20 protein-coding genes are annotated in these 22,473 nt (G+C 71.0%); 13 read left to right on the top strand and 7 right to left on the bottom strand.

The window, feature by feature from the left end; all coding sequences use genetic code 11:
- Positions 1-168: 168 nt before the first annotated feature.
- Positions 169-1,431: a cation:proton antiporter gene (locus IEZ09_RS39775; RefSeq protein WP_189259020.1), complete on the top strand. Its 1,263-nt coding sequence runs from the start codon at positions 169-171 to the stop codon at positions 1,429-1,431.
- Here IEZ09_RS39775 and IEZ09_RS39770 read toward each other — a convergent pair whose 3' ends face one another.
- The 4 genes from IEZ09_RS39770 to IEZ09_RS39755 all read right to left on the bottom strand — a co-directional run bounded on the left by IEZ09_RS39770 (position 1,432) and on the right by IEZ09_RS39755 (position 4,210).
- Positions 1,432-1,797: a cupin domain-containing protein gene (locus tag IEZ09_RS39770; RefSeq protein WP_189259019.1), complete on the bottom strand. Its 366-nt coding sequence runs from the start codon at positions 1,795-1,797 to the stop codon at positions 1,432-1,434. It lies immediately after the preceding gene.
- Between the two features lie 225 nt (positions 1,798-2,022).
- Positions 2,023-2,868, bottom strand: coding sequence for a PaaX family transcriptional regulator (locus IEZ09_RS39765; protein WP_189259018.1), 846 nt, complete (start codon positions 2,866-2,868; stop codon positions 2,023-2,025).
- 31 nt (positions 2,869-2,899) lie between these two features.
- Positions 2,900-3,763: a fumarylacetoacetate hydrolase family protein gene (locus tag IEZ09_RS39760; protein WP_189259017.1), complete on the bottom strand. Its 864-nt coding sequence runs from the start codon at positions 3,761-3,763 to the stop codon at positions 2,900-2,902.
- A gap of 33 nt (positions 3,764-3,796) precedes the next feature.
- Complete coding sequence (locus tag IEZ09_RS39755) at positions 3,797-4,210, bottom strand: RidA family protein (protein WP_189259016.1); 414 nt, start codon at positions 4,208-4,210, stop codon at positions 3,797-3,799.
- 40 nt (positions 4,211-4,250) lie between these two features.
- Here IEZ09_RS39755 and IEZ09_RS39750 point away from each other — a divergent pair, with 40 nt between their 5' ends.
- The 4 genes from IEZ09_RS39750 to IEZ09_RS39735 are packed head-to-tail and all read left to right on the top strand — an operon-like array spanning position 4,251 to position 9,598.
- Positions 4,251-4,733 carry a cupin domain-containing protein gene (locus IEZ09_RS39750; RefSeq protein ID WP_189259015.1) on the top strand — a complete coding sequence of 161 codons (483 nt, stop codon included), beginning with the start codon at positions 4,251-4,253 and terminating at the stop codon, positions 4,731-4,733.
- Positions 4,730-5,626, top strand: a complete 897-nt coding sequence (locus IEZ09_RS39745) for an acyl-CoA thioesterase (protein WP_189259014.1) — start codon at positions 4,730-4,732, stop codon at positions 5,624-5,626. The genes IEZ09_RS39750 and IEZ09_RS39745 overlap by 4 nt, the downstream gene beginning before the upstream one ends.
- A 31-nt stretch (positions 5,627-5,657) precedes the next feature.
- Complete coding sequence (locus tag IEZ09_RS39740) at positions 5,658-7,244, top strand: AMP-binding protein (RefSeq protein ID WP_189259013.1); 1,587 nt, start codon at positions 5,658-5,660, stop codon at positions 7,242-7,244.
- Positions 7,241-9,598, top strand: a complete 2,358-nt coding sequence (locus IEZ09_RS39735; protein WP_189259012.1) for a bifunctional salicylyl-CoA 5-hydroxylase/oxidoreductase — start codon at positions 7,241-7,243, stop codon at positions 9,596-9,598. The genes IEZ09_RS39740 and IEZ09_RS39735 overlap by 4 nt, the downstream gene beginning before the upstream one ends.
- A gap of 44 nt (positions 9,599-9,642) precedes the next feature.
- Here IEZ09_RS39735 and IEZ09_RS39730 read toward each other — a convergent pair whose 3' ends face one another.
- Both IEZ09_RS39730 and IEZ09_RS39725 read right to left on the bottom strand, forming a co-directional pair.
- Positions 9,643-10,542 (bottom strand): NADP-dependent oxidoreductase, encoded by a 900-nt coding sequence (locus IEZ09_RS39730; protein WP_189259011.1) that lies wholly within the window; start codon positions 10,540-10,542, stop codon positions 9,643-9,645.
- Positions 10,543-10,613: 71 nt separating this feature from the next.
- Positions 10,614-12,695, bottom strand: coding sequence for a helix-turn-helix transcriptional regulator (locus IEZ09_RS39725; protein ID WP_189259010.1), 2,082 nt, complete (start codon positions 12,693-12,695; stop codon positions 10,614-10,616).
- Between the two features lie 65 nt (positions 12,696-12,760).
- Here IEZ09_RS39725 and IEZ09_RS39720 point away from each other — a divergent pair, with 65 nt between their 5' ends.
- The 3 genes from IEZ09_RS39720 to IEZ09_RS39710 all read left to right on the top strand — a co-directional run bounded on the left by IEZ09_RS39720 (position 12,761) and on the right by IEZ09_RS39710 (position 17,196).
- Positions 12,761-13,645 carry an SDR family NAD(P)-dependent oxidoreductase gene (locus tag IEZ09_RS39720; protein ID WP_189259009.1) on the top strand — a complete coding sequence of 295 codons (885 nt, stop codon included), beginning with the start codon at positions 12,761-12,763 and terminating at the stop codon, positions 13,643-13,645.
- A 111-nt stretch (positions 13,646-13,756) separates the two neighbouring features.
- A complete protein-coding gene (locus tag IEZ09_RS39715; RefSeq protein ID WP_189259008.1) occupies positions 13,757-16,531 on the top strand; it encodes an AIR synthase-related protein in 2,775 nt (924 codons plus the stop codon).
- Positions 16,528-17,196 carry a phosphoribosylformylglycinamidine synthase subunit PurQ gene (locus tag IEZ09_RS39710; RefSeq protein WP_189259007.1) on the top strand — a complete coding sequence of 223 codons (669 nt, stop codon included), beginning with the start codon at positions 16,528-16,530 and terminating at the stop codon, positions 17,194-17,196. The genes IEZ09_RS39715 and IEZ09_RS39710 overlap by 4 nt, the downstream gene beginning before the upstream one ends.
- 55 nt (positions 17,197-17,251) lie before the next feature.
- Here the strand turns inward: IEZ09_RS39710 and IEZ09_RS39705 are convergent, their stop codons facing one another.
- Positions 17,252-17,848, bottom strand: a complete 597-nt coding sequence (locus IEZ09_RS39705; protein ID WP_189259006.1) for a hypothetical protein — start codon at positions 17,846-17,848, stop codon at positions 17,252-17,254.
- Between the two features lie 107 nt (positions 17,849-17,955).
- On the opposite strand from IEZ09_RS39705, the gene IEZ09_RS39700 reads away from it, so the two are divergent.
- The 5 genes from IEZ09_RS39700 to IEZ09_RS39680 all read left to right on the top strand — a co-directional run bounded on the left by IEZ09_RS39700 (position 17,956) and on the right by IEZ09_RS39680 (position 22,433).
- On the top strand, positions 17,956-19,086 hold the full coding sequence (locus tag IEZ09_RS39700; RefSeq protein WP_189259005.1) for a lycopene cyclase family protein: 1,131 nt from the start codon (positions 17,956-17,958) through the stop codon (positions 19,084-19,086).
- Positions 19,087-19,144: 58 nt separating this feature from the next.
- Complete coding sequence (locus IEZ09_RS39695; RefSeq protein WP_229813358.1) at positions 19,145-20,038, top strand: universal stress protein; 894 nt, start codon at positions 19,145-19,147, stop codon at positions 20,036-20,038.
- 79 nt (positions 20,039-20,117) lie between these two features.
- Positions 20,118-20,678 carry a CBS domain-containing protein gene (locus IEZ09_RS39690; protein ID WP_189259004.1) on the top strand — a complete coding sequence of 187 codons (561 nt, stop codon included), beginning with the start codon at positions 20,118-20,120 and terminating at the stop codon, positions 20,676-20,678.
- A gap of 75 nt (positions 20,679-20,753) precedes the next feature.
- Positions 20,754-21,215 (top strand): universal stress protein, encoded by a 462-nt coding sequence (locus tag IEZ09_RS39685; RefSeq protein ID WP_189259003.1) that lies wholly within the window; start codon positions 20,754-20,756, stop codon positions 21,213-21,215.
- Between the two features lie 108 nt (positions 21,216-21,323).
- Complete coding sequence (locus tag IEZ09_RS39680; protein WP_189259002.1) at positions 21,324-22,433, top strand: DUF4389 domain-containing protein; 1,110 nt, start codon at positions 21,324-21,326, stop codon at positions 22,431-22,433.
- The last annotated feature ends 40 nt before the right edge of the window (positions 22,434-22,473 follow it).

Here is a 22,473-nt window from a genome sequence, read left to right as displayed (position 1 = left end):
AGTGTCACCGATTCCGGCACCCGCGCACCATCCGGGTCCTGGCAGGCGCAACCAGCCGACTGGCTGGAATTCACCATCCGACCGGCGGGGGAGCCGTGCCCTCAGGCGTCCGATGTGGACGTTAGGCTTGCGCGCACGCCAGCGGCCAGTCGACGAGGAACTCCACGAATGAACTCCTTCCTGCTCGCCATCGCCATCGCGATCGCGGTGCGATCGCTGGCCGCCGGCCGGCTCGACCGGTGGAACCTCGGCGCGCCGATCATCATGGTCGTCGCCGGTGTCGTCGTGGGCCTGCTCAACGACAACTCGATCAACGCCGTGCTGAACACCGAGACCGTGCAGTACGTGGCCGAGATCATCCTGGCGGTGCTGCTGTTCGTCGACGCCACGGAGGTCCGCGCGGGCCGGTTCTGGGGCAACTGGCCCGGCGTGGTGGCCCGCCTGCTGTTCCTCGCGCTCCCGCTGAGCCTCGGCGCGGCGATGCTGGTGGGCTGGGCGCTGTTCCCCGGCCTGCCCTGGCCGGTGCTCCTGCTGATCGCCGGAGTGGTCGTCCCGATCGACTTCGCCCCCGCCGAACGCGTGGTGCGCGACCGCGGCCTGTCCGCCAGGGTGCGCAGCGTGCTGAACGTGGAGGGCGGCTACAACGACGGCATCGTCTCGCCGCTGTTCCTGTTCGCGCTGCTCATGGCGGGCGACGTGACCCAGGAGCGCACCCCGCTCGAGGCGCTCGCGACGGTGGTCCCGTTCGCGCTCAAGGCCCTGGTCGTCGGCATCGTCGTCGGTTCACTGCTGGCGTGGCTGATGGATCGCGCCCAGCGTGCCGGTTGGCTCACCGACCAGTCCGGCCGCATCGTCGTGCTGCTGGCACCTTTGACGACCTACGCGTTGACGGCTCTCATCGACGGCAACGGCTTCGTCGCGTCCTTCGTCTGCGGCATCGCGTTCCGCTACGTCCACCGCACGGCCACGGCCCGGCGGATCCGGCAGACCGCGACCGAGCACAACGGCGCGCACTCGATGCACGAGAACTTCCGCCTGCTGGAGGACGTCACGTCCGTGCTGATGATGCTGATGTGGTTCGTCGTGGGCATCGCCGCCGTGCTCGTCTACTCCACCGGTGTCTCCTGGCAGGTCCTGCTGTTCTGCGCGGCGGTGCTCACCGTCGTGCGGATGGTGCCGGTCCACGTCTCCCTGCTGGGCTCGACCCTGTCGCAACGCGAACGTCTGCTCGTCGGAGCCCTCGGCCCGCGCGGCACGACGTCGATCGTGTTCGGTCTGCTGGCGTTCAACAAACTGCCGAGCAGCGACGCGGCCGACACCATCCTGCTGATCACGGTGACCTGCGTCCTGGGCAGCGTGTTGCTGCACGGCCTGGGCGCGGGCCCGCTCGTGCGCCGCGTGAAGACCACCGGCGCCGTCCACAAAGGATGATCAGCTCCGCTTGGCGTAGTCGTTGTAGCCCGCCCAGTCGACCAGCACGCACGGCTCGTCGCCCAGCACCCACGCGTCGTGTCCCGGCGCGGCGACCATGAGGTCGCCGGGACCGATTTCCTGCTCGTCGCCGTCGTCCATGACGATCTTCATCCGGCCCGACACGCAGTAGCCCCGGTGGGCCACCTGGCAGCTGTCGGTCCCCGCGATCGGCTTGACGTGCTCCGACCAGCGCCAGCCCGGCTGGAAGACGGCGCGCCCGACGGGGCCGGAGTCGAGGTTGAGCAGGTCGAGCTGACCCATGCCCTGCTCGAAGGGGCGGGTTTCCTCTGGGGTGTCGAAGTGCTTGACGAGCAGACCGGACATGGCCGCCTCCTGCGGGTTGGAACTGGTTCCCCAGGAGAGCACCCGGCAGGCCCTGCCCGCCCGTGGCACACGGCCCGTTCGGTAGGGCCGAAAGGAGGAAGCCGTTGGGCCGTGGAGACGTGGCGTGGCTGGCCGGTTCCGGAAGGTGACTCAGGCCGGAGCGCGGTACCAGCGGCGGTGCACGACCGGTTCGACGGCCAGCACGCAGGCCGAGGCCGCGATCAGCTACCCGAGCCCGTGGATCACGGCCAGCGCGTGCTCGCGGGCCGGTGCGCTGAGCCTGGTGTTGAGCTCCTCGAACAACGTCTCCGCCGTCACGCCGTTCCACCCCGGCGGGAGCAGGGACAGGGGCAGGCCGGGATCGCTGTAGGGCAGGCGCCGCCACTGGGTCAGCATCGGCACGTACGTCTGGAACGCCTGCTCCGGCGCGATGCTGCCGGACGGCAGGGCGTCGAGGACCGGGCGGTGGCGGCGCACGAAGTCCGCGTAGAGGTCGGCCAGCTCGTCGAGATCCCACCAGGCGCGGACCTTCGAGCGCAGGTCGCCGAACGCGAAGTGGTCGCCGGTGAAGATGTCGACGTACTCGGCGAGGCCGCGGCGTTCCAGGGTGCGCCTGGTCTCCGTGGCCAGGTTGCCCGGTGCCACCCACACGCCGGGGGCGGCGGTGCCGAAGCCCAGCTGGGTCAGGGTGGTGCGCAGGGCGTGGCGCTTCTCGCGTTCGGACTCGGGGACGGAGAACACGACGACGAGCCAGCCGTCGTCGAGTGTCGCCCGCCTGCGTTCGAAGATGCGGGCGTCGCCCTCCGCGAGGGTTTCCAGGGTGGACTCGGCGAGGGCGTAGCCCGCGGCGCCGTCGCGGCGGTCGCTGCGGACCACGCCTCGGCGCTTCAACCGGGAGATCGAGGAGCGGACGGCCTGGCCTTCCACGCCGAGGTCGGCCATCAGCTGCACGACGGAGGCCACGGACAGCCAGTTGTCCTCGCCGCGCGCGTACAGCCCGAAGATCGTGACGATCAGCGGGCCGAGGCGGTCGCGGCCGGCCGGGGCCGCCTGGCCGGGCTCGGTGGTCACCGCGACGTTCAGCGCCCTCTCCTCACGTTGATCAGCTGCCGGTGAGCTTATCGGTCGCCGTGACGGTGTTGCGCAGCTCGCCCAGGCCGCTGACCCGCGTCACCACGACGTCGCCGTCGCGCAGGAAGAGCTGCGGCTCGCGGGCGCTGCCGATGCCGCTGGGCGTGCCGGTCAGGATGACGTCGCCGGCGCGCAGGGTCATGCCGTGGCTGAGCTCGGCGATGATGCGGGCGAACGAGAAGGCCATCTGGCCGCTGGAGGCGTTCTGCAGCAGCCGGTCGTTGACCTCGCACTGCACCTGGAACGCGCTGAGGTCGTCGATCTCGTCGATGGTGGTCAGCCACGGGCCGAGCGGCATCGTGGCGTCGAGGCTCTTGCCCTTGAGCCACTGTCCTCCGTGGGCGCGTTGGAGATCGCGCTGCGACACGTCGTTGGCGACGAGGAAGCCGAAGACGTGGCCGAGGGCCTTCTCCTCCGGGATCGAACGGCCGTCCAGACCGATGACCATGGCGATTTCGGCTTCGTAGTCCCATTTCTGGGAGATGTCCGGGTCGTAGGCGATGGCGTCGGACGGGCCGATCACCGTGTCCGGGCCTTTGGTGAAGAACGTGGGGCGCTCGGGCGGGGAGACGGGGTCCTGCCCTTCGCGCTTGCCCCTCGACTCCTCGAAGTGGTCGAGGTAGTTCCAGCCGGTGCACAGGATGTCGCGGTTGAAGCGGTGCAGCGGCGACTCCAGGCGGACCGACGACAGCGGCAGCACGTCGCCGCGCTCACCCGGCGGGCCGCCGCGCACGATGTCGTCCACGGTGGTGGACAGCAGCGCGATCGACTGCGCGGCCACGTCCACGACACCGGCCCGGCGGACGCCGTCGACGGTCACGGAAGCGAGCTTCACTATCGCGTCCCCATTTCGGTGATCATGAAACCGCTATGGCTTGATCAGGCGGTGCTCGGGGATCACGGCGACCCCGAGGATCTCGATCAGGGCCTCGGGCTGCCACAGCGCCGTGCAGCCGATGCCCGCCATTGCCGGGTAGACGGGGCCGGCGAGCTCGCGCCACACCTTGCCGATCTCCTTGCCGTGCGCCTGGTAGTCCGGGATGTCGGTGAGGTAGATCGTGATGCTGACCAGGTCTTCCGGTTCACCGCCCGCCGCGCGCAGCGTGGTCAGCACGTTGCTGAACGCCTGGCGGAACTGCTCGACGATGCCGCCGGGAACGATCTTCATGTCGGCGTCCAGCGCCGTCTGTCCGCCCAGGTGGAGGGTGTTGCCTGCGAGCGTGCCGTGCGAGTAACCGCTCGGTGCGGGAAGGCTGGCCGGGTTCACTGCTACGGGCCTCATGCGTATTGACAATATCTGACGGCAGTGAAGAATGCGATATATGGAGCCCGACCTGAGCAAGTACCAGCTCGAAGGCGACAACTCGATGTACCGGCTGCCCAGCGGCCTGGTCGCCCCGGTGGTGACGCGCGGCGGCATGGAGAACCCGGACACCGCGAACTCCGGTGGCGCGATCCGGATCTCCGGCGTGAGCATCCAGCACACCCCGGCGACGAAGCTGTGGTTCGGCAAGGTCACCAACGAACCCGGCTACCGCTCGGTGACCCACCACCACGGTGAGGCCGAGACCGGCGGTTACGTGCTCTCCGGCCGCGCGCGGATCTACTTCGGTGAGAAGTTCGAGGACTACGTCGACATGGAGGAGGGCGACTGGGTGTTCGTGCCGCCGTTCCTGCCGCACATCGAGTGCAACCTCTCCCGCAGCAAGCCGCTCACGTGGATGACGACACGCACGCCGGAGAACATCGTGGTCAACCTCGACGACGTCCCGGACGAGGACCTGCGCGACTGGCTGACCCGATGACGGCGGGCACCTCCGCGATCTTCACCTCGGCCATCACGCTGGAGAAGGCCGATCCTGAGCACTTCGACCTGGCCTTCACCGCCGTCACGCAGCCCTGCCCGTGGCCCAAGGCGTACGGGGGAGACCTGGTCGCCGCCGCGGCCGCCGCGGCCATGCGTTCGGTGACCGACGGCAAGACGATGCACTCGATGCACAGCTACTTCCTGCGCCCGGCCGACATCGGCGCGCAGGTGCGCTACGAGGTGGAATTGCTGCGCGACGGCCGGGGCTACAGCACCCGGCAGGTGCGCGGCTACCAGAACGGCAAGCCCCTCTACGTCTGCCTGGCGAACTTCGCCGCCGGTGAGCCCGGTGGCAGCTTCCAGGCCTCGTTCACCGGCGCCCTGCCCGGCCCGGAGGACCTGCCCAGTTCGGCGGAGTACCTCGCCGGGCGCAGCGGCGGCTCGATGACCGAGGTGTCGAAGGCGTACTGGTCCGGTGGCCGCAGTTTCGACATGCGGCACGTGCCCGGCCCCGTCTACCTCGCGGTGGAGGGCGAGCGGGTGCCGCACCAGGCCGTGTGGATCAAGCCGTTCGACGCGCTGCGCCCGGTCGAGGGACTGACCGACGCCCAGCGGGACCTCGCCGCGCTGGCCTACGTCTGCGACTACACGATCCTGGAGCCCGTGCTGCGGGTGCTCGACCTGCCGTGGGCCCAGCCGGGACTCGTCACCGCGAGCCTCGACCACGCGATGTGGTTCCACCGCGGGGGACCGGTCGGCGACTGGCTGCTCTACCTGCAGGACGCCGTCGCCGCCGACTCCGGCCGCGGCCTCGGGTACGGCCGCTTCTTCACGCGCGACGGCCGGCACCTCGCCACCGTCGCCCAGGAAGGCATGATCCGCGCCTCGTGACCCGCCGCCACGGGTCCAGGAAGGACTCACCATGGACACCTTCGCCCGCGACCACTTACCGCCCGCGGCGCTGTGGCCGACGATCGAGTTCACGACGCCGGACCTGCAATACCCGGACCGCCTCAACGCCGCTACCGAACTGATCGACGTCCCGGTGGCGAGGTTCGGGCCCGACCGCCCGGCGCTGCGCACCCCGGCAGGCGAGGTGTGGTCCTACGGCGAACTGCTGACCCGCGCCAACCAGGTGGCGCGGGTGCTCACCGAGGACTTCGATCTCGTTGCGGGGCAACGGGTTCTGCTGCGTTCGCCGAACAACCCGTGGACGGTGGCGGCGTGGCTCGGCGTGCTCAAGGCCGGTGGCGTCGTCGTGACCACGATGGCGGCGTTGCGCACCCGTGAGCTCACACCGATCGTGGAGCGGACTCGTCCGTCGATCGCCTTGGCGGACGACCGGTTCGCCGAGGACGTGCGCGCTCTGCCGTCGCTGACTGTCGTGACGTACGACGACCTCGCGGCACGCTGCGGGACGAAGCCGGGGGAGTTCACCGCCGTGGACACCGCCGCCGACGACGTGGCGCTGCTGGCACCGACGTCCGGCAGCACCGGCACACCCAAGATCACCATGCACTTCCACCGCGACGTGCTGTCGATCGACAACACCTTCGGCCGGCACGTGTTGCGGCTGAACGAGAACGACCTCGTCGCGTGCACGGCGCCGTTCGCGTTCACGTTCGGCCTGGGCATGCTCGTGGTGTTCCCGTTGCGGGCCGGTGCCTGCGCGCTGCTGACCGAGGCCGCCACGCCCGCCCAGGTCGCGGATCTGGTGGAGCAGCACGGGGTCACGGTGCTCGCGACCGCGCCGACGGCGTACAAGGCGATCCTGCGCGACGGCGTCGACGGGAAGCTCCGCGGGTTGCGGACCGCGGTGTCGGCCGGTGAGCACATCCCCAGGGAGACGTGGGAACGGTTGCGGGACCGGTTGGGGCTCAAGGTGATCGACGGCATCGGCGCCACGGAGTTGTTGCACATCTTCATCTCCGCCGCCGGTGACGACATCCGGCCGGGTGCCACCGGGAAGCCGGTGCCGGGCTACCGCGCCGCGATCCTCGACCCCGACGGTCTCGAACTGGGCGTCGGCGAACCGGGGCGGCTGGGCGTGATCGGCCCGGTCGGCTGCCGCTACCTCGACGACGCGCGGCAGAAGGACTACGTGGTGAACGGCTGGAACGTCACCGGCGACGTCTTCCACCGCGACGCCGACGGCTACTTCCACTACCACGCCCGCAGCGACCACATGATCGTCTCGTCCGGCTACAACATCGGCGGGCCCGAGGTGGAGGAGGCCATCGACACCCACCCGGACGTGGTGGAGTCCGCGGTCGTCGCCAAACCCGACGAGGAACGGGGTTCGGTCGTGTGCGCCTTCGTGGTGCTGCGCGAGGGCGTGGAGGGCGACGCGGCGAAGGTCAAGGAGATCCAGGACCACGTCAAGCAGACGATCGCCCCCTACAAGTACCCGCGCGACGTGCGGTTCCGCACCTCGCTGCCGCGCAACGCGAGCGGCAAGCTGCAGCGGTTCGCGCTCCGCAAGATCGTCGAGGACGAGGTGCTGACGTGAAGATCGCTGTCGTCGGCGGCGGCCCCGGTGGCCTGTACTTCGCCGCGCTGATGAAACAGCTCGACCCGAGCCACGACATCACCGTCTGGGAACGCAACGCGCCGGACGACACCTTCGGCTTCGGCGTGGTGTTCTCCGACGAGACGCTGGGCGGGATCGAGAACGCCGACCCGGAGTTCGCCGACGCGATGGCGCGCAGGTTCGCCCGGTGGACCGACATCGACATCCACTACCGCGGTGAGAGCCACACCGTCGGCGGGCAGGGGTTCGCCGCGATGAGCCGCAAGGAGCTGCTGCGGCTGTTGCAGGAGCGGTGCCGCGATCTCGGCGTCGTCGTGCACTTCTCGACGCCCGCGCCCGACGCTCGTCTCCTGCGCGAGTCGCACGACCTCGTGGTCGCGGCCGACGGCCTCAACTCTGCCGTGCGACAGTCCTTTTCGGACTCGTTCCGGCCGGTGCTGGACCGCAGGCACAACAAGTACATGTGGCTCGGCACGGATCTCGTCTTCGAGGCGTTCCAGTTCTTCGTCAAGGACACCGAGTGGGGGACCATGCAGGTCCACGGGTATCCCTACTCCGACAGCGGTTCGACGTTCATCGTCGAGATGCACTCCGACGTGTGGCGCCGGGCCGGTTTCGACACCGGCGAGGAGTTTCCGCCGGGCGCCTCGGACGACCGCGCCGTGGAACGGATCCGCGAGCTGTTCGCCGAGGAGCTGGCCGGGCACCAGGTGTTCGCCAACAACTCGAAGTGGCTGAGCTTCACGACCGTGCGCAGCGAGCGGTGGCATCACGGCAATCTCGTCCTCGTCGGCGACGCCGCGCACACCGCGCACTTCTCGATCGGGTCCGGCACCAAGCTCGCGATGGAGGACTCGCTCGCCCTCGCCGCCTGCCTGCACGAGCACCGCGACGTCGAAGCGGCGCTGACCGCCTACGAGGCCGAGCGGCGTCCCGTCGTGGAGTCGACGCAGCGCGCCGCCCAGGCGTCGCTGGAATGGTTCGAGAACATCGGCATGTACACCGGCCAGGAGCCGACCCGGTTCTGCTTCAACCTGCTGACGCGGTCCCGCCGCATCACCTACGACAACCTCCGCACCCGCGACGCAGAGTTCGCCGACCGGGTCGACGCCGCCTTCGCCGCGTCCCAGGGCCTCGAGACGGTCGCCCCGGCGATGTTCCAGCCGTTCCGCCTGGGACAGCTGGAACTGAAGAACCGCGTGATCGTCTCGCCGATGGACATGTACTCCGCCGTCGACGGCGTGCCGGGCGACTTCCACCTCGTGCACCTGGGATCCAAGGCCATGGGCGGGGCGGGCCTGGTCATGACCGAGATGGTGTGCGTCTCGCCTTCCGGCCGGATCACGCCCGGCTGCACGGGGTTGTGGACCGACGAGCAGCGCGACTCGTGGGCGCGGATCGTGTCGTTCGTCCACTCGCAGAGCACCGCCCGCATCGGTCTGCAGCTCGGCCACTCCGGGCGCAAGGGCTCGACCCGCCTGATGTGGGAGGGCATGGACGAACCGCTGCCCGACGGCAACTGGGAGGTCGTCGGCCCGTCGCCCCTGCCGTACGGCCCCGGATCGCCCGTGCCGCGCGAGCTCGGCCGCGACGAGATGGACCGGATCACCGCCGAGTTCGCCGCCGCCGCCCGCCGCGGTGCCGACGCGGGGTTCGACCTGCTCGAACTGCACTGCGCGCACGGCTACCTGCTGTCGTCGTTCCTGTCGCCGATCGCGAACCGCCGCACCGACTCCTACGGCGGCTCGCTCGCCAACCGGCTGCGCTACCCGCTGGAGGTGTTCGACGCCGTCCGCGCGGCGTGGCCGGCCGAGCGCCCGATGATCGTGCGCATCTCCGCGACCGACTGGATGCCCGACGGCAACACCGAACACGACGCCGTGGAGATCGCCCGCGCCTTCATCGCCCACGGCGCGGACGCGATCGACGTCTCCTCCGGCCAGGTCGGCGCGGACGAGCGCCCGGCGTTCGGCCGCTCCTACCAGACCCCGTTCGCCGACCGGATCCGCCACGAAGCCCCCGGCGCGGCCGTCATCGCGGTGGGGGCCATCGCCTCCTACGACGACGTCAACTCCATCCTGCTGGCGGGCCGCGCCGACCTGTGCGCGATCGGCCGCACGCATCTGTACGACCCGCACTGGACCCTGCACGCGGCGGCCGAGCAGGGGTATCGCGTTGAGTGGCCCGTGCAGTACCGGGCAGGGAGCCGGAAGCCGCCGTCGGCGCGCACCGATGCGGTGCGGCCACGTCTGTCGTTGTTGCGGGCGGAGTCACCGGACCGGAACGTGCACCTGCGCTGGAGGCCGCACCGCGAACCGGTGGGTATGCCGTGAGCCGACGGCGCTCCCGGTGATGGCGGGCGCGGTCACCACAACCGTCAGGGAGCGATGAGGACCTTCCCCCTGGCGTGACCACTCTGGACGGCCAGGTGTGCTTCGCCGGCCTCCTCCAGCGGATAGGTGGCCTGCACGCGCGGCGCGTAGGCGCCGTCCTCCGCGAGCCGGGCCGCGGCGGCGAGGTGCGCGGTGGCGTTGACGTTGCCCGCGACGAGCGCGACGCCGAGAGCGGTGGCGTTGAAGTCGGCGATCGACGCGACGCGCGCGGGATCGCCGACGATGGCCACGAGTTCGGCCAGCGAACCGGACCCGGCGGTGTCCAGCGCCGCGTCGACGCCGTCCGGGGCGACCGCCGCGACCCGGTCGGCCAGGCCCTCGCCGTAGGTGACGGGGATGACGCCGATCTCGCGCAGGTAGTCGTGGTTGGCCTCGCTCGCGGTGCCGATCACCGTGGTGCCGCCGGCGATGGCCATCTGCGCGGCGGCGGACCCGACGCCACCCGCGGCACCCTCGACGAGCAACGTCCTGCCGGCGAGGTCACCGAGGACGTCCAGGCTCGCCAGCGCCGTGGCGGACACGAGGCCCGCCCCCGCGGCCTGCTCGGGCGTCCACGTGCTGGGCACGGGTGCCCAGTCGGTGAGGACCGCGTACTCGGCCGTGGTGCCCTGGCCCAGGCCGAACACGTGGTCACCTGGCCGCACGTCCTCGACGCCCTCGCCGACCTCGTCGACGACACCGGCCGCGTCGTAGCCGATGATCGCGGGGAACGTCACCGGCAGGTGCTCGGCCAGGTAGCCGGCACGGGTCTTCCAGTCGACCGGGTTCACGCTCGCGGCATGGACCCGGATCCGGACCTCGCCCGGTCCCGCGTGGGGTTCCGGGGCCTCCTCGACGGTGAGGACCTGCGGGTCGCCGTACTGGTGGAAGCGGACTGCGCGCATGGCCGGCCTGCCCTTCTCCAGGGGTGTCCTACTGCTATCGGAGCAGTCAGAGGGGCTGTTACGCAGCGTGATCAGTACGCCGGGTGGCCCAGGTCCAGCTCGCGCAGCTGCGACCTGGTGGCGATGCCCAGCTTGGGGAAGATCTTGTACAGGTGGTGGCCGACGGTGCGGGGGCTGAGGAACAGGCGGGCGCCGATCTCCTTGTTGGTGAGGCCCTGCGCGGCGAGGCGCGCGACGCTGAGCTCCTGGGGCGTCAGTCCGGAGGCCGTGCCGGTCGCGGGGCGCAGCTGGAGAGCCGCCGCGCGGGTCCAGTGGGTCGCGCCCAGGTGGGTGAACGTGTCGTGGGCCAGCCTCAGCTGCGAGCGGGACCGGTGTTTGGTGCGGCGCAACCATTCGCCGTGCAGCAGGGCTGCTCTGGCCTGCTCGTGGGGGTGGTCGGGGAACGCCTCGGCGGCGGCCTCGGCGAACAGGCCGGGTGTGTCGGTGAGCAACGCCAGGGCGCGGCAACGCCTGCTGCGCATCAGCGGTGTCGTGGCGGGCGGGAGAGGCACGTGGCCGGCCGGAGTTCCGGTGCGCACGAGGGCTTCGACGAGGTCGGCGGCCGCCCACCGGCTGACCACGGTGTGTCCGGTGGGGGACGTCGGTTCGGCGATGGCGGACAGGTGGCCCACGGCGGCCTCGTTGTCCCCTGTGGACAGCGCGAGCTGGCCCAGCGCCCACGTCGCCTTGGCGGCGGCCAGCCGGTTGTGCAGCGGCACGGCCAGGGCGAGCGCCGCGGCGGCGTGCTCGCGGCAGAGCTCCGGGTTCGGTGCGGCGAGTGCGAGCACGGCGTGGAAGTCGGCGGCACGGGCGCGCTGGCCGGTCTCGCGGGCCGAGCGGAGTCCTTCCTCGGCACGGGCGAACGCCGCACTCCAGTGGCCCAGCTCGTGTTCCAGTTCGGCCAGCCACAGCTCGGGGAACGCGAGCACCGCCTGCATCCCGTTCACCGAGAACGACGTCCTGGCCTCGATGCCGAACCGCAGCGCGGCCCGCGGGTCGGCGCCGTGGCGGGCGATCACGAGGGGCCACAGCCACTGGTGGACGTCGCTGCGCAGCAACGAGGGTGGCGCGGTGGCGCGCAACTGCCACGGGTCGGCCGTCGTGCCGGCCCGCAGCCGGGCGAGCTGCTCGACGAACGTCGTGAAACCCAGCTCCGCGCCGGCTTCGGACAGGTGGGCCAGCGCCGGGGAGGGGTTGATGTCGGCGTGCATCGCGGCCGCGACCGCCATGAAGAGCAGGCCGACGGCTTCCTCCGGTGGCCTGCGCAGGGCCGCGCGCACGAGGTGGTCGTGGGCTGAGCGCTGGTCGTCGTCGCTCAGCGCGATGAGCCCGTGCAGGCGGTCCAGAGCGGCGGCGTCGGACACCGACGCGGTCAGCGCGCGGGCGAGCGCCGGGTGACCGGACTTCCACGCCGCGTACCCCGCGGCCGCCAGCCTGCGTTCGCGCTCGGACGGCGCTGACAGGTCCGCCGCACGCCGGAGCAGATCGGCCGCGGTGGCCAGGCCACCGCACCTGGAGGCGGTGGCGGCCTCGGCTTCCAGCGCGGCCGCCAGGTCCTCGTCCGGCCAGGACGCGGCCGGCGCGCGGTGCGCGACGGACCGATCCGCGGTCTCGGTGCCCGGCAGTACCAGCTCCGGCAGGTCGAGAGCAGGCCCGTCGGTGGCCAGCACGAACGCGACGGGTGCGTCGGCGACCCGGCGCGCGCAGAACCCCAGCGCGGTGGCCGAGGAACGGTCCCACCACTGCAGGTCGTCGACGATCACCAGCACCGGCCCTGCCGAACGCAGCAACCGCAGCACGGCCGTGTACACGACGAGGTCGGTGCACGCGGCGGTGGAGCGGCCGAGCGCCACCTCGATCGCGGACCGGTGCGGCTCTGGCAGAGCAGAGCCGTCCAACGGGGTGAGCAGTTGCTGCAGCCCGGCGAACAACAGCTCCGACTCGGCTCGGACGCCCGTCGCGGACAGCACCGTCATCCCCGACGCGCGCTCGGCGGCCCAGCGCACAAGCGTGGTCTTGCCGCTGCCCGGTTCGCCGCGCAGGACGAGCGCACCGCCGTGTCCTGCGCGTGCTTCGGCCAGCAGCTCGTCCAGAGCCTCCTGCTCGCAGATCACACCACCACTACACCAGTCATTTCGACAGATGTCCCGGTCGTGGCGGCCCACCGAGGATCAACGCCATGAACAACATCAGCCGTCGCACGGTTCTGGCCGCAGGGACAGCAGCAGGGCTCTCCGCCGTGGTTCCGGCGCGGGCGAACCCGCACAGCAAGGTCGTCATCATCACCGGGGGCACGTCCGGAATCGACAAGGCCGCCGCGAAGCAGTTCGCCGCCAGGGGGGCCAAGGTCGGCTTCTGCGGCCGGCGCGAGCAGCTCGGCCGGCAGGTCGAGCGGGAGATCCGCGCGGCAGGGGGCGAGGCCTGCTACATCAAGGCCGACGTGCGTGAACCTGACCAGGTCAAAGCTTTCGTCGACGCCGTCGCCGCCCGTTACGGAGGACTCGACATCGCCTTCAACAACGCGGGGATCGGCGTCGCGGCCACGCCGCACGACATCACCCTCGAACAGTGGGACGACGTCATGAACACCAACGCGCGCGGGGTGTTCCTGGCGATCAAGCACGAGATCCCGCACATGCTGAAGGCAGGACACGGCGTCATCATCTGCACCTCGTCGTCGGCGACGGAGCAGGCCAGGCCGACCGGCGCCGCCTACACCGCCAGCAAACGCGCTGTCCAGGGCATCGTGAAGGCGGCGGCGCTCGCGTACGGGAACAAGGGCATCCGGGTCAACGCGATCCTGCCCGGCATCACCGACACGCCGTTCGTCCGGCCGCCGGGGATCCCTGACGACGTCTGGGAGAAGTTCAAGGCCGCGTTCGGACCGCTCAACATCGAGGGCATCGAACGGATGGCGGCACCGGAGGAGATCGCGAGTGCCGTCGTCGGGCTCGCCGCGGACGGGTTCGGCTACCTCAACGGCGCCTCCGTGATGGTGGACGGCGGTGCGACGGCGGGCCGCAAGATGATCATCCCGCCCGGGTTCCCCGGTCCGGCCCAGTAATCACGATTACTTCAGTGTTGACTAAAAGCAATTACCAGGGGTGCCTCAGCGTCGTCAGCCGCCATTTAGGAGAATCTCTTCCGACGCCCGAGCACAGCTCCAGGAGGATTGTTGATCCACAAGTTCTCGGTTCGCTCCGCGGGCATCGCGGAGCCCGACATCCGTGAGCTAGGCCGATCGTGGGAGCTCGACGACCTCGAGGTGTGGCGCGACTACTACGTCGAGTTCGAGGGCGAGCCAGCCCCGGCGGCGCTGGACGAGGTGGCCGGGGTGCTCGGCGACCAGCTCGACGTCGTCGTCTCCGTGGACCAGCCGCTGGAACCGGGCGACGTGCAGGTCGCGTACAAGCGCGGCGTGGTCGACAACGAGAGCGACTCGATCGTCACCGTGTGCGGGCTGCTCGGCGTGCGGGCGCGCGCGGGCAAGGTCGCGACCACCTACCGATCGGCGTCGCCGCGGCTGCGCGACCTGGTGGCCTCCACGCGGTTCAACGCGACGATCGAAGAGCTGCACGACTCCGAACCGCACTACGACACCCTCCTGCCGCAGGGGCACTACGAGCCGACCGTGCACTTCGACCTGCGCGGGCTCGACGACGCGGCGCTCGCCGAGCTGGGTCTCGCCGGCGGCCGCAACCTCTCGCTCGCCCAGATGAAGCACGTGCGGCACATCCAGGAGAGCCTCGGTGACGAGTACGTCACCGAGGTCCTGCTGGAGGCGCTGGACGCGCGGTGGAGCGACCACTGCGCGCACACCACGTGGAAGTCGCTGGGCGGCCTGCTCGGCAAGCTGATCGACGCCGCCAAGGACGTCGCGAACCCGAACGTGCTGAGCATGTTCCACGACAACGCGGGCGTCTGGGACTTCTACGACGGCCACGCGATCGCGATCAAGGCGGAGACGCACAACGGGCCGTCGGCGATCTCCGGCTACTTCGGACAGCTGACCAAGCTCGGCGGTGTGCTGCGCGACATCCTCGGCACCGGGCTGAGCGCCGACCCGATCGGCAGCTTCGAGTACACGGCGGTCGGCGAGCCGGAGGCGCCCGCGCCGATCAAGGGCCGTCCGGACGCGCGCAGGCTCGCCGGGGAGACGATCCGGGCGATCAAGGAGTACGGCAACACGTTCGGCGTGCCGATGATGTCGTCGCGCATGACGTTCCACCCGGCCTATCGCGCCAAGCCGTTCGCGCTCGGCGGCAGCATCGGCCTGCTGCCGGTGTCGGCGGCGCAGCGCGGCACCCCGCGGCCGGGCGACTTCGTCGTGCTGATCGGCGGTCTGACCGGCAACGAGGGCATCCACGGCGCGTCCGCCAGCTCGGCGGGCGCCACGATGGACACCACGGCGGTGCAGATCGGCGCGCCGCTGGAACAGGTGAAGTTCCGCAAGGCGCTGATCGAGCTGCGCGAGGAGGGCTGCCTGAGCGCGCTGACCGACGTCGGTGGCGCTGGCCTGAACAGCGCCGTCGGTGAGATCGGTGAGGCGTGCGGGGTGTGGATCAACACCGCGCTGGTGCCGTTGAAGACGGCGGCGCTGCCGATGTGGCGCATCCTGCTGTCGGAGTCGCAGGAACGCATGCTGCTCGCCGTGCCGCCGGAGCACCAGGAGCGGGCGAAGAAGATCCTCGACCGGCACATGGTCCGCTCGACGGTCATCGGCCGGTTCGCCGACACGGGCCGCTACCACGTGTTCCACGCGCCGGACCTGACCGAGGACGCCCTGATCGCGGCCGCGCCGGACGCGGTGCCCGCGCACCAGGGCGAGACCGGCTTCGACGTGCCGTACGAGCTGCTGGACATCGAGGTCGAACGGCAGGAGGTCGGCCCGCCGCCGCGTCCGTCCGGTGTTCCCGCGTGGCCGTCGCTGGCGCCCGCCGAGCTCGCCGGGCTGCTGGAGCAGGTCGTCTCCGACGCGGAGGTGGCGTCGCAGCACTACGCGGACTCGCAGTACGACTCCACGGTCCAGGGCCACACCTGGTACGGCCCGCACTACGGCACCGAGCAGTCGGTGCGCACGGCCTACTGGGCCGGCACGCCGGTCGCGGGCTCGCCCGCCGCGGCGGTGCTGAACACCGCGTTCAACCCGTGGCTGTTCGAGGCCGATCCGGTCGCGGCGACCCGTCAGATGTTCTGCGCGGCGATCGCGGGGCAGGTGCTCGCCGGTGTCGCGGTGCGCGACATCTGCATGTGCGACAACTTCTACACCCCGCACCTGTCGGAGAACTGGCGTGAGTGGCTGGTCGGCATGGTCGACGAGCTGGCCGGGCTGGTCCGCCACTTCGGCGTGCCGCTGATCTCGGGCAAGGACTCCTCGGCCGGTTCGGTGCACACCGACGAGGGCCTGGTCAGCGTGCCGCCCGCGGTGTTCCTGAGCGCGCTGGGCAAGGTGCCGCACCGCGACGGCCTGCTGCGCGAGCAGTGGACCGCGCAGGACAACGTGCTGGTCCACATCGGACTGTCGACGGCGTCGCCGGTCGGCACGGTCGCCGGGCGCAAGCTCGGTCTGACGTCCGGTGCGCTGGACGACCTGGATCTGTCCGATGTGGACAGCTACCTGGCGGCGCTGGCGAGCAGCAGGAACCTGCTGCGCAGCGGTGCCCGCATCGGCGCCGGTGGTGTCGCGGCCGCGCTCGCCCAGGGCGTGCTGGCGAGCGGCATCGGCGTGCGGCTGGAGTCCGCGACCACCGAGTCGCTCTTCGCCGAGCACCGCGTGGGCGCGGTCGTCGAGGTGGCCCAGGCCGACGTCGACCGCCTGCCGGCCGAGCTCAACCCGGTCGTGCTCGGCGCGCTCGTGCCGGGCGCGGGGATCCTGCTCGACGGCACCGACCTGTTCACCCCGGCCGCGCGCGACGGCTGGCTCAACTCGTTCACGGCGAGGATCGCATGAAGCCGACCGTCAACGTCCTGTACCTCCCCGGCACGAACTGCCAGGAGGAGACCGTCGCGGCCTTCGCCGCGGTCGGTGCGACCCCGCGGCTGAGGTTCGCCGCCGACCTGCTGGCCGGTGCCGAGCGGCTCGACGACGCCGACATCCTCTGCATCCCCGGCGGGTTCTCGTTCGGCGACCACCTCGGCGCGGGTGCGGTGGCGGGCGCGTTGCTGCGCAGTCACCTGGCCGACCAGTTCGAGACGTGCCGGACGCGGCCGCTGATCGGCATCTGCAACGGGTTCCAGATCGCGGTGCGCGGTGGCTGCTTCGGCAAGGTGGGGCTGAAGGTGAACAGCTCCGGCACGTTCCGCAACGAGGAGAACCAGCGTCACGTCGTGGACGAGGAGAACGACAGCCCGTGGCTCACCGGCCTGGGCGGTCAGACCCTCGTCTTCCCGTGTGCGCACGGTGAGGGCCGCTTCCACCCGGACAGCACCGGTGCGGAGTACCGCGTGGCGCTGCGCTACGAGAAGGAGTCCAACCCGGACGGTTCGTTCGACAACATCGCGGGCATCACGAGCCTGGACGGGTTGTCGTTCGGGCTGATGGACCACCCGGAGCGGGCGGTGGACCGCGAGGTGCGGCTCGCGTTCTTCGAGAACGGTGTGCGCGCGGTGCGCTGACGTCGGCTGAACGGTGTGCGGGGCAGGGAGTTCTTTCCCTGCCCCGTTTCCTTTCTCAGCGCTCGACCAGGCGGGTGAGGGCGAAGCCGGTGACGGCGGCCATGGTCGCGGCCATCACGAGGCCGCCCAGCGCGCCGATGAGGGTGATCACGACGGTGGGCTGGCCGGGTTGCCACAGGGGAGTGGTGACGGCGGCGAACGCGACGAGTCCCGCGCCCCACGCCAGGGCGTTGGCCCAGATCCAGCCGGAGGCGTTGCGGACGTGGTGCCGCAGCACGAGCCACTGACCGGTGCCCAGTGACAGCAGGACGCCGCTGCCCGAGATCGCCGCCAGCACGACCACCGCGGGCAGCGGCAGGGTGTTGAGGCGGTCGGCGTTGTCGACGGCGAGCATCGCGACCGCCCAGGCGAACCCCGCGGCGAGGGCTGTGACGCCGATCCAGCGCGGTGCGTCGAAGGAGTGGAAGGTGCGGCGCAGGACGAGGCACTGCGCCGCACCGAGGATCACGCCCTCCACGATGCCCGCGAGGACGAGCAGCGGGGCCGACGACGTCAGCGCGCCGGCGAGGGCCGGGGCGAGGAAGCCGGTGAACTCACCGGCCGTCACCCAGGCGAACCAGCTCTTGCGGACGGTCGTCAGCGTGGTGCTCATGGTTCAACGATCGGCCATCGGCGGTGGCGAGCGCAGGGACGAAGGTCCCCATCTGCGCGGTCCGCAGTGCCGTGTCGGCCAGGGGACTCGGGGACGACAGTGGGCGCATGACGCGGATCGTGATCGCCGGCGGAGGGCTGAGCGGGCTGAGTCTCGCGGCGCATCTCGCCGTCGCGGACCACCGGCATCCCGTCGTCGTGGTCGACGACGGCAGCCGTCCGCTCGCGGAGAGGACCTGGGCGTCCTGGAGTGATCGGCCCGGCCTGCTCGACGCCGCGGCCTGCCGGTGGTTCGACCGGATCCGGGTGCACGTGTCCGGCGAGACGAGGGTCCTGCGGCTGGGGCGCTACCGGTACCGGGTGGTGCGGGGTGGTGATCTGGCGGCGGTGGCCGGGCGGTTCACCGCGCCGTTGCGGCACTTCACCACCCTGCGGGGCCACGTGGACGGCGTCGAGCAGGACGGGGTGGTCGTCGACGGGCAGCACCTGCGGGCGACGTGGGTCTTCGACAGCGTGATCGGCCCGGCGGTGGTGCCGCCGGTCGACGCCTGTCTCGCCTTCCGCGGCTGGTACGTGCGCAGCGAGCGCGCGGCGTTCGACGCGGAGATACCGACTCTGTTCGACTTCCGCACGGCGCAGGTCGGTGGTGCGAGCTTCGTCTACGTGTTGCCGTTCGACGCGCATCACGCCCTGGTGGAGCACACGTCGTTCACCGCTCCCGGTGTGGTCGAAAACGGGGTGGCGCAAGGAGAAGCGCTCGGCGAGTACCTCACCGAGGTGGTGCGCACGGGTGGCCACGAGGTCGAGCGGGCCGAGCACGCCGTGCTGCCGTTGCGGTCGCGGCCGGTGTCGCGCTGGAACGGCTCAGTGGTCGCGATCGGTGCCGAGGCGGGCCTGCTCAAGGCGTCGACCGGGTTCGCCTACCAGCGGATCCAGCGCGACAGCGCGGCGATCGCCGAGTCGCTGCACCGGCACGGCCATCCGTTCGACGTGCCGGTGCCGCCCGCGCGGTTCCGGATGTTCGACGGCGTGCTGCTCGACGTCGTGAGGCGGGAGCCGGCGCAGCTGGAGCGGGCGTTCGGGGCGTTGTTCCGCCACCGCACCGCGGAGCCGGCTTTGCGGTTCCTCGACGAGGCGAGCTCGATGCCGCAGGAGTGGCAGCTGTTCGCCGGCATGCCCGCGGCGACCTACCTCGCGGCGGCGCGTGATCGCCTCGCCGCGCAGGGCCGAAGGACCTGAGCACGGTGAGCCGGTCCGCACTGCCCAGGTGGTGGTGTGCGGCGGAATCGTCGGTGGCATGAGCGACCAGAGGATGAAAGCCCCGGACGCGCCGGTCGTCGTGGGGATCGACGGATCGGCGTCGGCGCTCGCCGCCGCGAGCTGGGCGGCGGCCGAGTGCGCACGGCACCAGGTGCCGTTGCGGCTCGTGCACGGCTTCATGTTGCCCGTCAACGGCTATCCGGACCTGGTGATCACGGCGGTCGAGGCCAGGCACGCGATCGAGACGCAGGCCCGCGACTGGCTGACCGAGGCGGCCGCGGCCGCCCGTGCCACGGCGCCGGACGTGGAGATCACGACCGAGGTGGTGTGCTGCGGTGGCACGGCGTTGCTCGTGGAGGAGTCGGAGAAGGCGCGGCTCGTGGTGATCGGGTCCCAGGGGCTCGGCACCGTCACCGGCCTGCTGGTCGGGTCGACGGCGCTCGCGCTCGCCGCCCACGGCCGTAGCCCGGTGGTCGTGGTGCGCGGCACGGAGGTGCCCGGTGGGCCGGTCGTCGTGGGCGTGGACGGGTCGCCGACGAGCGAGGCCGCGGTGGCGTTCGCGTTCGAGGAGGCCTCGTTGCGCGGCGCGCCGTTGACCGCCGTGATGACGTCGCAGGACTTCACCGTCGACAGCGCCTACAACGTCTCGCGCATCGCGATCGACTGGGCGCAGGTGGAGGAGGACGAACGCAGGCTCCTCGCGCAGCGCCTCGCCGGGTGGCAGGAGAAGTACCCGGACGTCGAGGTGCGGCGGGTCGTGCTGCGGGACAGGCCGGCGCGGGCGTTGATGCGCTACGGCGCCGAGGCCCAGCTGCTGGTGGTCGGAAGCCACGACCACGGGGGATTCGTGGGCATGCTGCTGGGGTCCACGAGCCAGGCGCTCGTGTACCACGCGCCGTGTCCGCTGGCGATCGTCCGCAAATCCGAGTGACGGACGGGGACCTACGTCCCCGCACGGGCGTGCCCAACCGCTCTGCCGCGGCACGCGAGAGAGACAGAGGCTCAACGACATGAACGCAGCAGATGTGATGACCGGTCCGGCGGTCGTGGTGAACCCGGACACCCCCGTCCGCACGGCGAGTGCGGTGCTGGGCGAGCACGGCTTCTCCGCGCTGCCGGTGGTGGACGACGAAGGCAGGCTGGTCGGCATCGTGTCGGGCGCCGACCTCCTGCTGGCCGGCATGACGCCGGCGGCGGCGAAGGGCCCGGTCGCACGGGTGATGCGCCATCCGGTGATCAGCGCGCCGATGACGGCCACGCCCGCGGAGCTGACCGCGACCATGCTCTCGGAACGGTTGCGGTGCCTGCCGATCGTGGCGAACGACGAGCTGCTCGTGGGCGTGGTGAGCCGCAGCGACCTGTTGCGCATCCTCACACCGGCCGACGCCGTGCTCGCGGCGCGGGTCGAGGGCGCGCTGCGGGCCTACAGCGGCGGTCCACGATGGACGGTGGCGGTCGACGACGGCGAGGTGAGCGTGCGCGGTCCGTTCGCCGACGAGGCCGAGCGCAGGGTCGTCGAGGCACTGGTGCGGACCGTGCCGGGTGTGCGGAGAACCGCTGTCGCGTCCTGACCGGGACGAAGGTCCTGTGCCGTGCGGGCCACGGGCCACTGACCCCGGAGCGTGCCGGGCACGACGCTGAAGTGCATGAGCGACGACGAACTCAGCCCGATCGTGGTGGGTGTGGACGGCTCGGCGGCCGCGGCGGCGGCGTTGCGCTGGGCCGTCGAGCAGGCCCGTGCGCTGGCGTGCCCGCTCGACGTGATCTCCGTGTGGCACCTGGAGTACGGCCTGATGACGGAGGCGTTCCCCGACCCGGACGGCCTGAGCGAGGCAGCCGCGGAGAGGGCGCAGCGCAAGATCATGGACGAGGCGGCGGTGAACGTGACGGGAGTGCAGCTGCGCGAGATCCTCGTCGAGGGCGAAGCGAGGAAGCTGCTGGTCGAGATGTCCCACGACGCGAGGTTTCTCGTGGTGGGCAACCGGGGGCACGGCCCGCTGGCCGAACTGCTGCTCGGCTCGGTGAGCTCCTACTGCGTGCACCACGCGAGCTGTCCCGTCGTGGTCGTGAAGGCGGGCGACGCGCGAGGGGCCGTGAGTCCCGCATGACCATCACGTCGGCAAGACCGATCTTCCACCGGCTCTCCGTCCGGCAGCCGCCGGAGGTCGAGATCCGCGTGCAGCGAGCAAACAGCTGATCGCTTTCGGGAGGATTTCATGACCACCGCTACCGCCGGTTATCCGGTGCACGTGCACGCCCACCTGGAACCGGGCCTGAGCCGCTGGCTGTGGCTGGTGAAGTGGTTCCTCGCGATCCCGCACTACCTGCTGCTCGCGTTGCTGTGGCTGGGGTTCGCGGTCTTCAGCGTGGTGGCGTTCTTCGCGATCCTGATCACCGGCCGCTACCCGCGCGTCCTGTTCGACTTCAACGTCGGCGTGCTGCGCTGGTCGTGGCGCGTCGCCTACTACACCTACGGCGCCCTGGCGACCGACCGCTATCCGCCGTTCAGCCTCGGCGCGGAGCCGGACTACCCGGCCACCCTCGACATCGCCTACCCCGAGCACCTCTCGCGCGGCCTGGTGCTGGTGAAGTGGTGGCTGCTCGCGATTCCGCACTACCTCATCGTCGGGTTCTTCGTCGGCGGCGGCAGCTACGTCGCCTATCAGACGGGGGAGACCGTCTACAACTCCGGCGGGCTGGTCGGCCTGATGGCGTTGTTCGCGGGCGTGGCGTTGCTCTTCACCGGCCGCTATCCCAAGGGGCTCTTCGACTTCGTGCTCGGCATGGACCGCTGGGCGCTGCGCGTGGCGGCCTACGCCGGGCTGATGACCGACACCTACCCGCCGTTCCGGTTCGACTCGGGCGGCGAGGAGCCCGGCGTCACGACGATCGAGCAGCCATCGCCGCCACCGGCGTCCGGTCACGGCGGCTGGACGCCGGGACGGGTCATCGCCGTCGTCATCGGCGCACTGCTGTTCGTCACCGGTGGCGCGCTGGGCGGCACCGGCGGCTTCGGGCTCTGGGCCGACTCGACGCAGCGCGACGCAGAGGGGTTCCTCAGCACGAGCGCGCAGTCGTTCCACGGCAACGGATACGCGCTCGAGTTCGGCACGGTGGAACTGCGCTGGACCGACGCGGACTGGGTGCTCGCCGACAACTGGCTGGGCGAGGTGCGGCTGAAGACCGGCCAGAACGTGTTCGTCGGCATCGGCAGGACCGAGGACGTGACCCGGTACCTGTCCGGTGTGGAACACGACGAGGTCAGCCTGTCCGGGTCGGAGGTGACCTACTGGCACCGCGACGGCGGCGTCTTCAGTCTCAGCTGAGTTGACACAGTTCGTGTCGCGGAGCAAGTGACACACCCTG

It is taken from the genome of Lentzea flava, assembly GCF_014648475.1.
GTDB classification, from domain to species: domain Bacteria; phylum Actinomycetota; class Actinomycetes; order Mycobacteriales; family Pseudonocardiaceae; genus Lentzea; species Lentzea flava.
The sequence above is the reverse complement of the archived record's forward strand: the minus strand, read 5'-3'. Positions and strand labels throughout refer to the sequence as shown.

Excerpts from the sequence above, each read along its gene's own strand:
- IEZ09_RS39775 (WP_189259020.1), top strand. The coding sequence starts at position 169 with ATGAACTCCTTCCTGCTCGCCATCGCCATCGCGATCGCGGTGCGATCG.
- IEZ09_RS39770 (WP_189259019.1), bottom strand. The coding sequence starts at position 1,797 with ATGTCCGGTCTGCTCGTCAAGCACTTCGACACCCCAGAGGAAACCCGC.
- IEZ09_RS39755 (WP_189259016.1), bottom strand. The coding sequence starts at position 4,210 with ATGAGGCCCGTAGCAGTGAACCCGGCCAGCCTTCCCGCACCGAGCGGT.
- IEZ09_RS39750 (WP_189259015.1), top strand. The coding sequence starts at position 4,251 with ATGGAGCCCGACCTGAGCAAGTACCAGCTCGAAGGCGACAACTCGATG.
- IEZ09_RS39745 (WP_189259014.1), top strand. The coding sequence starts at position 4,730 with ATGACGGCGGGCACCTCCGCGATCTTCACCTCGGCCATCACGCTGGAG.
- IEZ09_RS39740 (WP_189259013.1), top strand. The coding sequence starts at position 5,658 with ATGGACACCTTCGCCCGCGACCACTTACCGCCCGCGGCGCTGTGGCCG.
- IEZ09_RS39730 (WP_189259011.1), bottom strand. The coding sequence starts at position 10,542 with ATGCGCGCAGTCCGCTTCCACCAGTACGGCGACCCGCAGGTCCTCACC.
- IEZ09_RS39720 (WP_189259009.1), top strand. The coding sequence starts at position 12,761 with ATGAACAACATCAGCCGTCGCACGGTTCTGGCCGCAGGGACAGCAGCA.
- IEZ09_RS39710 (WP_189259007.1), top strand. The coding sequence starts at position 16,528 with ATGAAGCCGACCGTCAACGTCCTGTACCTCCCCGGCACGAACTGCCAG.
- IEZ09_RS39705 (WP_189259006.1), bottom strand. The coding sequence starts at position 17,848 with ATGAGCACCACGCTGACGACCGTCCGCAAGAGCTGGTTCGCCTGGGTG.
- IEZ09_RS39700 (WP_189259005.1), top strand. The coding sequence starts at position 17,956 with ATGACGCGGATCGTGATCGCCGGCGGAGGGCTGAGCGGGCTGAGTCTC.
- IEZ09_RS39695 (WP_229813358.1), top strand. The coding sequence starts at position 19,145 with ATGAGCGACCAGAGGATGAAAGCCCCGGACGCGCCGGTCGTCGTGGGG.
- IEZ09_RS39690 (WP_189259004.1), top strand. The coding sequence starts at position 20,118 with ATGAACGCAGCAGATGTGATGACCGGTCCGGCGGTCGTGGTGAACCCG.
- IEZ09_RS39685 (WP_189259003.1), top strand. The coding sequence starts at position 20,754 with ATGAGCGACGACGAACTCAGCCCGATCGTGGTGGGTGTGGACGGCTCG.
- IEZ09_RS39680 (WP_189259002.1), top strand. The coding sequence starts at position 21,324 with ATGACCACCGCTACCGCCGGTTATCCGGTGCACGTGCACGCCCACCTG.